Raw genomic sequence first — 12,490 nt, 5'->3', positions numbered from 1 at the left:
CCGCTAGGGCATGGCCGCCAAAGTTCCGTGAAAGTTGAAACTGGGAAATTCCGATGCTTCTGGGCTGCATAGGCGATGATTTCACCGGGTCCTCCGACTTGGCCAACACACTCGCCAAGGGGGGCATGCGCACGGTCCAGTACAACGGCGTTCCCAACACCGCCTCCGACCGCTCGGTTGACGCGGGCGTCGTTGCCCTGAAGACCAGAACGATATCCGGCTCGGAGGCGGTGAAGCAGTCGCTCGCGGCGCTGGAGTGGCTTCGACGCCAAGGCTGCCGCCAATATCTGTTCAAGTACTGCTCGACATTCGACTCGACGCCCGAAGGCAATATCGGTCCCGTGCTGGACGCTCTTGGCGACGCGCTGGGAGCGGCACGCGCGATCGTCTGTCCGGCGTTTCCCGCAACCGGCCGGTCGATCTACCAGGGGCATCTTTTCGTCAACGATCGGCTGTTGAGCGAATCCGGCATGGAGAAGCATCCGCTTACGCCGATGACGGATCCCGATCTGCGGCGTTGGCTTTCGCGACAGACCAGGCGCGCGATCGGTCATGTCCCCTACAGCGTCGTGGCGGAAGGAAGCGGCCCGATCAGAGACGCGCTGGAGGCGGCATCCGCCAGGGGCTCTCGCTACGTCGTGGTCGACGCCATCCAGGACAAGGACCTTATCGCCATTGGCGAGGCTGCCGAAGCCGATGTCCTGCTCAGCGGCGGTTCGGGAATAGCGCTGGGACTTCCGGCCAACTTTCGTCTGGCCGGGTTGATCGGCACGGCGGCCACGCATTGGAAGGGAATACAGGGGCCAGGGGCCGCGCTTTGCGGTTCGTGCTCGACCATGAGCCGGCGCCAGATTGCCGAGCACCGGAAAAGTCATCCGACGCGCGTTGTGGAGGTGGATGCGGTCGTGGACGGCACGGCCAATTCTGTTGAATATGCCGAGTGGGCGATCGATCACCAGCACCACGGCTTGCCACTGGTGTTCTCGTCGGCCGAGCCCGAAGCCGTCGCCGCCGCACAGAACCGCTACGGGAAGGAGCGAGTCGCGACGGCGGTTGAAGGTTTTTTCGGCGAACTGGCGCGTCAGCTTTCGGCGCGTGGCGTACGCCGGCTGGTTACGGCGGGCGGCGAGACATCGGGGGCCGTCGTATCGGCGCTCAACATTTCGTCATTCGAGATCGGACCGGAGATCGACCCCGGTGTTCCGGCGTTGAAGGCCCGTGACCCGGATATGGTGCTCGCCCTTAAATCGGGCAATTTCGGCTCGGCCGGGTTCTTCGAAAAGGCAGCCGACGTCCTTACGGGAGGCGTTCTACGATGAGCGATGAAACAAGACTCAGGGATCAGATCTGCAGCATCGCTGCGTCCATGTTCGCGCGCGGCCTCACTGCGGGAAGCTCGGGGAACATCTCCGCCCGGCTCGGCGATGGTCGGCTGCTCGTGACGCCGACAGGATCGTCCTTTGGCGCGCTCGACCCCGCCCGCCTGTCGCTGTTCGATGCGCAGGGGCGGTTCGTGGACGGTGACAGGCCTACGAAAGAGATGCCGCTGCATCAGGCGTTCTACGAGACGCGCGGTGCGCGCACCGGAGCGGTCGTCCATCTTCATTCGACCCATTCTGTCGCGGTTTCGCTTCTGCCAGACATCGATCCCGACAGCGTCTTCAAGCCGCTGACGGCCTATTCGATCATGCGGCTGGGAAAGGTGAAACTGCTGCCCTACATCCGGCCCGGCGACCCGGCGATGGCAGACGCCGTGCGCGGACTCGCCGGGAAACGGTCGGCCGTATTGCTGGCCCACCACGGACCCGTCGTCGCCGGCAAGGATCTCGAAGCCGCCTCCTACGCGATGGAGGAACTTGAGGAAACGGCCAAGCTCACGCTTCTCACCCAGGGCTTGCGGCCCAGGATCCTCGCGGCTCCGCAAATTCGCGAGTTGGTGGAACACTTTGACGTGGAGTGGGACGACTGATGCAACTTTCGGCCAATCTGGGATTTCTCTTTCGTGACCTAGCGCTTCCGGATGCGATCCGCGCCGCCAAGCGGCGCGGTTTCGCGGCGGTCGAGATGCATTGGCCTTACGATACCGACGCATCGGTGGTCGCGGCGCTGCTCGCCGAAACCGGTCTTCCGCTGCTTGGCATCAACACGGCCCGGGGGGATGTTGGGGCGGGCGATTTCGGCCTCTCCGCGCTGCCGGGCCGTGAAACGGAAGCGCGCGCGGCGATCGACCAGGCGATTGAATGGGCAGCCGTAACAGGCTGTCGCAACATCCATGTGATGGCAGGAAAGGCAATCGGTGACGAAGCCTTCGCGACGTTCACCGGCAATTTGCGGTACGCTTCGAAGACGGCGGCACGGCACAACATCGGTATATTGATCGAGCCCCTGAACCCGCGCGATGCGCCGGGCTATTTCCTCGCCGACCTTTCCACTGCATTGCGTGTGATCGATGCGACAGACGGTGCGGTAAAAGTAATGTTCGACTGCTATCACATGCAGATCATTCAAGGCGATTTGCTTAACTCGGTAAGGCAATTTTCCGACAAGATCGGCCATATCCAATTCGCCGCCGTACCGGATCGTAGCGAGCCCGATCACGGCGAGGTGGACTATGGCTGGCTCCTGCGCGCAATCGCGGACGCCGGCTATGATGGCGCATTCGGCGCCGAATATCGCCCCACTACCGATTCCTTTGCTTGGATGAAGCGTTTCGACCACTAGGTCTGAGTGCGCGTCCTTGCTGGCCTGCAACGATTACGTGAGAAAAACACAGTTCGCGCCTATTTCAGCGTTCTTTGCTCGGCAACCAATAAGTCAACTTGGCCAAGCTGAGCCGAGGATGATCGAGCAGAAGTTTTGGCGGACATAGTTCATGTCCTTCAGCGCCAGCACGTCGGCCTTCACATTCCCGAACGTCGTCAGCGGTTTCCTGACAATGCCGTTGGCGAAGTGATCTATGATGTTCTCCTTGAAGTTCGTCTCGCGCGGATGATGCACGCAGACATGGTCGCGCTGCAGATGCGTGAAATCGTGATAGGCGATGCCGAGCACGTCCATTTCCACACCGGCGGTCACCAGCGCGATTGTTGGGCGCATATGCTCGGGGATGCCGGGCGTCGTGTGGAGCGCGATTGCAGTCCAGACGTCCTCGATATCACGCTCCGGCACGCCGTAGCTCTTCATGAAATCGCGCGCGGCATTAGCACCGTCGACCTCGAAGCGCAGGTCGGGGCTCGCATATTTCTCGGTGAGGCCCATGTCGTGGAACATGGCGCCAAGGTAAAGTAGCTCCGGATCATATTTCAGACCGAGTCGCTCGCCGGTCAGCGCGCCCCAGAAGAAGACGCGCCGGCTATGGTTGTAGAGCAGGTCGTCTTCTGTATCGCGCACGAGGTTCGTGGCCGCCCGCGCGATAGCACTGTCTGGCAGGCGGATGCCGGCGATGATCTCGGACATGGAACGCTCTCCTTAGTTGGGTAACCGGCCAGTGGACGTGCCGGTATTTCGCAGTAGCGCCCTGCTTCGGACAACGAACAGAATCCTTCGGATCAGGACAGCCGTACGTCGTTTCCTGACAAATGCCCGTCTGAACCTTCGCGGCAGATCTATTCCGAGTCAGTCCGCCGGAAGCTGGCGCGATATTGAACGGGAGTGACGCCAAGGCGAGTGCTGAAGACGATCCTCAGCCGGTCCGCAGACCCGAAGCCGCAATCGAAGGCGACGGTCTTCAGCGGCCGATCGGTTCCTTCCAGGATCATGCGCGCCGCATCGACGCGGGCGCGCTCGATGAATTCGTGGGGCGTTATCCCGGTCGCTTGCACGAAATGTCGGGCCAGGTTCCGGGGGCTCATGCCGACGACAGCGGCGAGCGACTCCAGCGTGTGGCGGCCCCCGATATTGGCCATGACATGGTCCTGGATGCGCGCGATCGGCGCCGCTGGATCGGCCGGTGCCGTGAGATAGGGGCTGAACTGCGACTGTCCGCCCTGGCGCTGGGCAACGACGACCAGCCGCTTGGCGACCTTGAGCGCGATTTCCGCGCCGTGCCGCTGCCCCACGAGCGCCAGGCCCAAATCTATCCCCGCAGTCACGCCTGCCGCGGTGATCAGCCGTCCATCGCGGACATAAATCAGATCCGGTTCGACTTTGGCTTTCGGGAACCTTTCGGCCAGCGCCTGCGCGTCCTGCCAATGGGTTGTGACCCGCCGATCGTCCAAGAGACCAGCATAGCCAAGGACAAAGGCCCCGGTGCAGATGGACCCATAAACGCTTGAGCGCCACGGCAACTCCTTGACCCACTGAACCAGACCCGGTTTGGGCTCCGCTTCCGGCGGCGTAGGTGTGCCGGCTACCAGAATGATGTCGAAGCCACCCGCCGCCTCGTCGAAGGTCAGGTCGGCCACCATGCGCATGCCGCTCGATGCACGCAGCGGGTTGCGGTGAGCGGCAATCAATACCGTCTCATAGCGATCGGCGCTGCCCAGAAAGGTGTTCGCCTCGCTGAAGACGTCCATCGGCCCGGCCACGTCGAGTGCCTGGACCCCCTCATAGACGACGATCGCGACAGCTTGTACTGGCACCCCTCACGGCCCCTCCAGTCTGGTGCGGTATTATGCAGGGAACGGGGATACGGTAAAAGGCCTGCGAGTGCGGATAAGCCGACCCTCGCGAGTTGGGCCAACAATGAGAGATGAACGTTGATCATCATTGGGCATGCGAATGGCGTCGCAGCCTCCCTAACTCGATTGCCTCGCGCCATTGACGGCGTCCGATCTCCGTGAATGTTGGCAAGCCGGGCGGCCGCTCATGCTACCCTCAAGTCCAGAATTGCTGTGGACCTCTGTCCTTGCCCGATTGGCTCTCATTACCACAATAAGTTATCTCGCGGCGACGAAGATCGACGCCGCGGGTGAGCTTATCGCCGCATGATCTTGATCACGGCGCCTTGTCCGGCAGCGTCAAGGAATTGTCCTTGGAGTCGACGACGAAGACTGCCAACAAGCTGGCTGGCTCCTTGTCGCTCGCGTTCTCGCTGACCCTGTGATGTGAGCCGGGCATTTCATAAAAGCTCTCGCCTGCGTGGTAGACCTTTGCAGGACCGTCGTCGACCTGACTGCGGACGGCCCCGGATAGCACATAGGCGTAGATGAATGCCGAAGCTGCGTGGTGATGAGCCAGCGACTTGCTCCCGGGAGAATAACTCACGACGACGGCGACTAACCTCTTGCCTTCGATATTCGGGAGTGCGTGCTCGAACGCCGGTCTCACTTGTTCCCGGTCATGCGCGATGGCAGGCGAGCCCCCCAGAGCGATCGCTGCTGCCAGCAGGGCAACTGGAGCCGGGCGCAGTGCTTTCGTCACTGCCTTCAACATATTGCCTGCAAGCTTCGTCGGAGCATGGAGCCAATGGCCCGATCCACTGACGGGTATCACCGCACCTACTCTCCCGGTGACCTCACCTACGCTATTGATATCGTCCGGGCTGCGGTATGTGCTAACGCGCATGGGAATGATCCTTCTCATGATGTTCAGCTTTGTGATGGAGAATCCGGGAACGGAGACGCGGCGATCAGATCGCAAGCGTTCGGGCTCTTGAACCCAGGGATGAAACGTTCGCAGACGCCGGCGTTGACCGTCCCGTAGGTGGTCGCGGGTTTGTGCGCGAAGCCCGCAAAATATTCCCGGACGAAGCCTTCCTTGAAGTTTATGCGCGGGTACTTGGCGACGATTTCCTCGCGGACCTCGGCTGGAAACTGGTCGAAGCCCACCCCCAGCACGTCGAGAAGAACACCCGAATTGAGCAGCGCCACTTCCGAGCGCATATGCTTAGGGATACCCGGGGTGGTGTGCAGCGCGATTGACTCCCAGACGGCCTGCACCTGGTCTTCAGGGACGTTGTGGGCGTTGAGAAACTGCCGCGCGGCATTCGCGCCATCCACCTCGAAGCGTTCGTCCGGGCTCGAGAACTCCTTGATGAGGCCGAGGTCGTGAAAGGCGGCCGCCACGTATAGAAGTTCGCTGTCGAAGCGGAATTTCGTTTGGCGACCTTGCTCAACCGCAAACAGGTAGACGCGGATCGAGTGATTAAAGAGCAGATCGGTGGAATGCTCGCGCAGTATGTCTGTCGCCTCTTTCGCGAGCACGGAATCGGGAATGACGAGAGCATTGGCGCGCGGAGTGGTCATTGTTTCGTCCTTTCCAGGGTGTGGACTAAGCGGGTAGCCTACGCTCTCCAGCGGAAGGAGAGGGCTCGATCCATCAACCCGCTTCCACGGCGAGCACGATCTTTCCCTTCGGCTGAGGCCGCACGCGTTCCAGCATGAGATGAGCCTCGCGCGCGTCCGCGAGGGGCAAGACGGCCCCCACCTTCGTCTTCAGTATTCCACCATCAAAGAGGCTAGCGATCTCCGCCAGGTACCGGCTTGTGACGCTGACCAAAAAAAAGCTGGCTTCTACGCCGTGGCGTTCCGCAAGGCTTTGATCCGGATGGGAGACGGCCGAAATCAGCTTGCCGCCTCGACGAAGAACCTGGAATGAGCGGTCTTGTGTCTCGCCCCCGACCAAATCGATGACGGCGTCCGCTTCCCGAACTTCTTCCTCGAAGCGTTGGGTCCGGTAGTCGATAACCATGTTGGCGCCGAGATCGCGCACGAAGGAGATATCATCCGCCGCCAGGGTTGCGATCGTTTGCACACCCGCGCGGCGGGCCAATTGAACCGCATAGGCGCCGACGCTTCCCGCAGCCCCGTGAATGACCACTGTTTGGCCCGCCTTGAGCTTAGCGTGATCGAACAGTGCCTGCCATGCCGTCACCGAAACGACAGGGGCGGAGGCAGCATCAACGTGGGTCAGCGAGCTGGGCTTGTTCGACACCATCTCCGCCGATGCTACCGCGTACTCGGCATACGCGCCGATGAACTGCGGGTTGGTAACGCCGTAAACCTGATCGCCCACGCGCTGTCCGGACACCCCCGGGCCAACCTCGACGACTTCACCGGAGAGATCAGAGCCAAGCGTGAGCGGAAGCGGTTGCGGCAGAACGCTCTTGCCGGCCCGAATCCAACCGTCCCAGGGGCCGATGCCAGCGGCTTCAACCTTGACCAGGACCTCACCTGGGCCAGGCTCAGGCCGTGGGACGCGCTCGAACATCATGACCTCCGGCGGTCCGAACTCGTGCACGCGCCAGGCCATCATCGTTGAAGGAATTTGCTCCTCATCGGCCTGAGGAACGATGCTGCTGTGGGTCATCTCGTTTCTCCTTGCGCTCAGTTTGTCATGACCACCGTCAACCCTCGCGGAGACTTGTTACCGACGACGTCCCTGATCCAGGCTTCTTCCGCGAAGCGGACTTTCTCAATCGAGTTCGCTTGGGCGATGGCGCGCCAGCGGCAGTCGCATGAACGTTCTCCAGGGCGATTGTCAGTTTGGCTTGTCCGTATGTAGCAACCGAGCCCAGCCTGGACCACGAACACGATCCTACGAATCGGGACAGCCGTGCGTCGTTTCCTGACAAAGGCCCGTCGCACCCTTCGCCCCGGCAGAGACGGCGGTCTTGAGTTTGCGGCGCCAGATCTTTTCCGGCCCCGTCAGGTGGCGGCACGCCAGTTGGACGGAGGGAACCTATGATGATTAGCGGTGACGATTCGCATCCCTGGAGGCCGATGCAAAGGGCTCAACCGAAGGTGACGATCTTCAGCGGCCGGGGGCGCTTCGCCTCACCCGCCGGAGGATGGACGCAGGTCAGATTGCGAATTTGGAGAGGTAGGTCACGCACCCCTAGGAAGTGAGAGTACAATGGCTGGCAGCTAGACGGCCGCAACGAAAAGACGCTACGCTATGGCCGCCGATTACCCCTCTCTCCCTCCCATTGTGACATCACGAGGCATTGATTTGCCAGTAATGGACCTCTCGGCAAGCTCGCCTCCGTTCTCAGTGGCGCCATCCGGCTATTGACCTGATCACACGGCCGAAAATCTGAAACGTGTAATGCAAAGGCTATCGATGACTATTACTTCGACCAGATTGCCGACGGTGTGCCATACTACCCCAGACCAACCTTTAATACGCCCCTCTACTCCCACTCGATTGTCCCCGGCGGCTTCGACGTCACATCATAGACCACGCGGTTGATGCCGCGGACTTCGTTGATGATGCGGGTGGCGGCGGCGCCCAGGAAGGCCATGTCGTAGTGATAGAAATCTGCCGTCATGCCGTCGACCGAGGTGACGGCGCGCAGCGCGCAGACGAATTCGTAGGTGCGGCCGTCGCCCATGACGCCAACCGTCTGCACGGGCAAGAGCACGGCGAAGGCCTGCCAGATGGCGTCGTACAGCCCCGCCTTGCGGATCTCGTCGAGATAGATGGCGTCGGCCTCGCGCAGGATCTCCAGCTTCTCGCGCGTGATGCCGCCGGGGCAGCGGATGGCGAGCCCCGGCCCCGGGAACGGGTGGCGGCCGATGAAACTTTCGGGCAGGCCGAGTTCCTTGCCCAGCGCGCGGACCTCGTCCTTGAACAGTTCGCGCAGCGGCTCGACCAGCTTCATGTTCATGCGCTCGGGCAGGCCGCCGACATTGTGGTGCGACTTGATCGTCACCGACGGTCCGCCGGTGAAGGAGACGCTTTCGATGACGTCGGGATAGAGCGTGCCTTGCGCCAGGAAATCGGCGCCACCGAGTTTCTTGGCCTCTTCCTCGAACACCTCGATGAACAGGCGGCCAATGGTCTTGCGTTTCTTCTCGGGGTCCGCCTCGCCTTCGAGCGCACCGATGAAGCGATCCGACGCGTTCACCAGAATGAGCGGCAAATTGTAATGCTCGCGGAACATCGCAACGACGCCGGCGGCCTCGTCCTTGCGCATCAGGCCATGGTCGACGAGGATGCAAGTGAGCTGATCGCCGACGGCCTCGTGGATGAGCAGCGCGGCGACCGAGGAGTCGACCCCGCCCGAGAGCGCGCAGATGACCTTGCCCTTGCCGACCTGCTTGCGGATCGCCTCGACCGCGTGCTCGCGGTAGGCGCGCATCGTCCAGTCGCCCTCGATGCCGGCGATGTTGTGGACGAAATTCCTGAGCAGCCGGGCGCCGTCGGGCGTATGCACCACTTCCGGATGGAACATGATGCCATACATCCTGCGCTCGACATTGCCGAAGATGGCGAAGGGCGAGCCTTCCGACTTGCCGAATACCTCGAACCCCTTGGGCAAGGAGATGACGCGGTCGCCATGGCTCATCCACACCTGGTGGCGCTGGCCGATCGCCCACAGGCCGTCGAATAGCGGACTTTCCTTCTCGATCTCGACGAAGGCGCGGCCGAATTCGCGATGGTTGGAGCTTTCGGCGACGCCGCCCATCTGTACGCACATGGCCATCTGGCCATAGCAGATGCCGAGCACCGGCACGCCGGCGTCGAAGACGATCTGCGGCGCCCGCGGGCTGCCGATATCCGTGGTCGAGGCCGGACCGCCGGACAGGATCACGGCTTTTGGATTGATGCGCTTGAATGCCGCCTCGGCCGACTGGAACGGCACGATCTCGGAAAACACGCCGGCTTCGCGGATGCGGCGGGCGATGAGCTGGGTGAACTGGCTGCCGAAATCGACAATCAGGACGGTGTCGGGTTGATTGGCTGTTTTCATGGCGAGCGTTTAGAGAAAGAAACGAGTCGGCGCAATGGGTTGCGAAGCCTGACTTTCAGACCGGTCCTGCCACGTCACCAGGAGAACCCTTCCGAAGCAAGCCCGATCCGATCGCCTGTTCGAGACGCATGACGGCATCCGCCAGCTTTTCGTCGATGACGTGCAGATATTCGGTCCAGTCGCCGACATGCCTGAGATCAGCAGCGCCGTCGGAAATGCCGCGCAGCCCAATCAGGGGCACGTCGAACAGCTGGCAGGCACGCAGGCAGGCGAAGGTCTCCATGTCGACCATGTCGGCGGCAATTGCATCAAAGGCCGCGCCGGTGATGATCGCACCGCCGGTCGACAGCGTCGCCTCCTTGACGTCAGGGATGCGCAACGGCAGCGGCACCGTAATCGGCAGGTCGAGGAACGGCGTCGCGCCTTTCTCGAAGCCAAGCGGCGAAGCGTCGATGTCACGATAGCTGACCGAGATGGCCTGATAGATCTCCGTCTGCTCCAAGGTCCGGCTGCCGGCGGAGCCGAGCGATACGACGAGGTCCGGCAGCGCCTCTTGCGACTTCAGCCAGGACAATTCGGCGCCAAGCCGGACGGCTGCCTCGACCGGGCCGACGCCGGTCATCAGCGGGGTGAACAGCCGCTGCAAGTGCGGCCCGTATTCGGCCTGCGCCGCCATGACGAAGAGGACATCCTTGCCGGACAGGCGCGACACTTTGTCGGTCATGATGATCTACTCCCTCCCTGTCCTGCAGACTTCACCGCCTGCCCGCCGGGACCCGCTGCCTGCGGCGGCTCCCGGCGTTCGTGACCTTTCATCGTGCCACTGGCACGATGAATTCGCCTGCGGCGAACCTGCCACTCACCCAGCAATCCCGTCGCGGCCCACCATCGTCATCATGGTGCCGGTCATGGTGGCGATCAACTTGGCTTCGCCGTCGGCGGCGAAGGCATAGGCCTGGCCGTCGGCGACGATGATGGTGCGGCCGGGCTTGGTCACCGAACCGCGGAACAGGAAGCGCTCGCCCCTGCCCGGCGCCAGCAGATTGACCTTGAACTCGATGGTCAGCACGCCGGAATTCTCCGGCATCAGCGAGAAGGCCGCATAGCCGCAGGCCGAGTCCAGCGCGGTCGAGATGACGCCGGCATGCAGGAAACCGTGCTGCTGGGTGAGTGCGGCCGAATAAGGCATCTCGATTTCGATGATGCCGGGCGTCACCAGCGTCAATTCAGCGCCGATGGTCGCCATCGCCTGCTGGCGCGCGAAGGACGCCCTGACGCGGTCCTCATAGTCCGGAGCGGGTACGATCTTTGCTGCCATGGCCGTCGCTGCTTTCACCTTTGCCGAAAAGCTTATTGCAGAGGCGTGACCGGCAAGCAATCATCCGATGCTGCACTGCAGCAATTTGACCCCGAGGGCGCGCAGGACGGCTTCGCTTTTCGCTTCATTCAGGCAGCCCTGCGCAGCGCGCAGACGTAGAAACCGTCGGTGCCGCTCAGCGCCGGCGACAGGCAGATGCCGCCCAAAGCGCCAAGCCGCATCGCGGTTTCATGGCCGGGAAAACGGCTGTCCCAGAGCCGGCGATGATCGACCGGGGCAAAACCGCCATTGCGCTGGCAAAACGCGGCGACCTGTTCGCCATTCTCCTCGTCGAACACCGAACAGGTGACGTAGACCAGCAGGCCCCCCGGCCTCACGAAGCTGCTGGCGGTATCGAGGATCGCCATCTGCTCGCCCTTGCGGGCGTCGAGCTGCCTTTGCGTCAGCCGCCATTTGGCATCCGGGCGCCGCCGCCACGTGCCGCTGCCGGTGCAAGGCGCGTCGACCAGAACGAGATCCATATGGCCGGTGAGCGGCGACAGTTCCGCCGGCCTGGTGACGATCTGCACGTTGCGGTTTTCCGAGCGGCGGATGCGGTCGAAGATCGGCGCCAGCCGCGCCTTTTCGGCATCATGGGCGAAGACCTGACCCGTATTGCCCATCGCCGCCGACAGCGCCAGCGTCTTGCCGCCGGCGCCGGCGCAGAAATCGAGCACCTGCATTCCAGGCTCGGCGCCGGCAAGAGCGGCGGCGATTTGCGATCCCTCGTCCTGGACTTCGAACCAGCCCTTCTGGAAAGCCGGCTCGGCCTGCAGGTTGGGGTGCCTGCCGTCGCCGCCGATCGGCGGAATGCGGATGCCTTGGGGGGCGATTTGGGCTGCCTTGGCGCCGGTTTCGGCAAGTTCCGCCAGCACTTTGGCCCGATCGGCCTGCAAGGTGTTGACGCGGATGTCGAGCGGCGGGCGGGTGGCGAGTGCCGCGCCCTCCTCCACCCAGGCCCCGCCAAAGGCGCGTTGCAAAAGCGGCTCGCACCAATCCGGTATGTCGGCGCGCACCGCGGGCGGCGCGTCGGCAACCCGCCGCTCTTCGGTTGCCTGGAGTTCCGTGGGCGTCAGCAGCGGCGGCGCGAACTTGTCGCCGTCGAGCGCTTCGTTGAGCGAGCGCGCGGTCTGGCCCCATTCGAGCAACAGGGCGCCGAAGCCGATGGCGCGCGGCGTATCCTCGCCCAGCAGCCAGCCTGCCGAGCGCTTGCGGCGCAGCGCATCGTAGACGATGTTGCCGATCGCCGCGCGATCGCCGCCGCCGGCAAAGCGGTGCGACAGGCCCCAGTCCTTCAGCGCATCGGCCACCGGCCGATGACGTCGGCCAATGTCTTCCAGCACTTCGATGGCCGCAGCCAGCCGTCCGCCTAGTCGCATTCTTCAGTCCACCAAATCGCGCGCATCATCTCGGCCTGCTCTTAGAGCCTTTCACGGTGAGATTGAACCCCGCCCCGTCTCGCGACGACAGGCAACCTGTCGGGCGATCGGCGAAAACCG

Annotated in this window: 12 protein-coding genes; 3 read left to right on the top strand and 9 right to left on the bottom strand. The window is 62.8% G+C overall.

Going from position 1 to position 12,490, the window contains the following annotated elements; genetic code table 11:
- Positions 1-53: 53 nt before the first annotated feature.
- The 3 genes from otnK to LB533_RS27080 are packed head-to-tail and all read left to right on the top strand — an operon-like array spanning position 54 to position 2,721.
- A complete protein-coding gene (gene otnK / locus LB533_RS27090; RefSeq protein WP_140642582.1) occupies positions 54-1,319 on the top strand; it encodes a 3-oxo-tetronate kinase in 1,266 nt (421 codons plus the stop codon).
- A complete protein-coding gene (gene otnC / locus LB533_RS27085) occupies positions 1,316-1,969 on the top strand; it encodes a 3-oxo-tetronate 4-phosphate decarboxylase (RefSeq protein WP_140642581.1) in 654 nt (217 codons plus the stop codon). The genes otnK and otnC overlap by 4 nt, the downstream gene beginning before the upstream one ends.
- Complete coding sequence (locus LB533_RS27080) at positions 1,969-2,721, top strand: hydroxypyruvate isomerase family protein (RefSeq protein ID WP_140642579.1); 753 nt, start codon at positions 1,969-1,971, stop codon at positions 2,719-2,721. The genes otnC and LB533_RS27080 overlap by 1 nt, the downstream gene beginning before the upstream one ends.
- 93 nt (positions 2,722-2,814) lie before the next feature.
- Here the strand turns inward: LB533_RS27080 and LB533_RS27075 are convergent, their stop codons facing one another.
- From LB533_RS27075 to LB533_RS27035, 9 genes are all read right to left on the bottom strand, one after another.
- On the bottom strand, positions 2,815-3,456 hold the full coding sequence (locus tag LB533_RS27075; protein WP_140642577.1) for an HD domain-containing protein: 642 nt from the start codon (positions 3,454-3,456) through the stop codon (positions 2,815-2,817).
- 149 nt (positions 3,457-3,605) lie between these two features.
- Positions 3,606-4,580: a GlxA family transcriptional regulator gene (locus LB533_RS27070; protein WP_140642575.1), complete on the bottom strand. Its 975-nt coding sequence runs from the start codon at positions 4,578-4,580 to the stop codon at positions 3,606-3,608.
- A 355-nt stretch (positions 4,581-4,935) separates the two neighbouring features.
- Positions 4,936-5,373, bottom strand: a complete 438-nt coding sequence (locus LB533_RS27065) for a cupin domain-containing protein (protein WP_140642573.1) — start codon at positions 5,371-5,373, stop codon at positions 4,936-4,938.
- Positions 5,374-5,528: 155 nt separating this feature from the next.
- Positions 5,529-6,185 (bottom strand): HD domain-containing protein, encoded by a 657-nt coding sequence (locus LB533_RS27060; RefSeq protein ID WP_140642571.1) that lies wholly within the window; start codon positions 6,183-6,185, stop codon positions 5,529-5,531.
- A gap of 73 nt (positions 6,186-6,258) precedes the next feature.
- Complete coding sequence (locus LB533_RS27055; RefSeq protein WP_140642569.1) at positions 6,259-7,248, bottom strand: NADP-dependent oxidoreductase; 990 nt, start codon at positions 7,246-7,248, stop codon at positions 6,259-6,261.
- An 823-nt stretch (positions 7,249-8,071) separates the two neighbouring features.
- Positions 8,072-9,634 (bottom strand): glutamine-hydrolyzing GMP synthase, encoded by a 1,563-nt coding sequence (gene guaA / locus LB533_RS27050; protein WP_140642566.1) that lies wholly within the window; start codon positions 9,632-9,634, stop codon positions 8,072-8,074.
- A 55-nt stretch (positions 9,635-9,689) separates the two neighbouring features.
- Entirely contained in the window at positions 9,690-10,358 is a 669-nt protein-coding gene (locus LB533_RS27045) for a 5'-methylthioadenosine/S-adenosylhomocysteine nucleosidase (protein WP_140642564.1), read from the bottom strand.
- Between the two features lie 135 nt (positions 10,359-10,493).
- Positions 10,494-10,952, bottom strand: a complete 459-nt coding sequence (locus LB533_RS27040) for a PaaI family thioesterase (protein ID WP_027146613.1) — start codon at positions 10,950-10,952, stop codon at positions 10,494-10,496.
- 128 nt (positions 10,953-11,080) lie between these two features.
- Complete coding sequence (locus LB533_RS27035) at positions 11,081-12,370, bottom strand: RsmB/NOP family class I SAM-dependent RNA methyltransferase (protein WP_140642562.1); 1,290 nt, start codon at positions 12,368-12,370, stop codon at positions 11,081-11,083.
- Positions 12,371-12,490 lie beyond the last annotated feature (120 nt).

It is taken from the genome of Mesorhizobium sp. BR1-1-13, from assembly GCF_020165515.1.
GTDB lineage: Bacteria > Pseudomonadota > Alphaproteobacteria > Rhizobiales > Rhizobiaceae > Mesorhizobium.
Note: the sequence above shows the minus strand (reverse complement) of the source record. Positions and strands in the feature narration are given on the sequence as shown.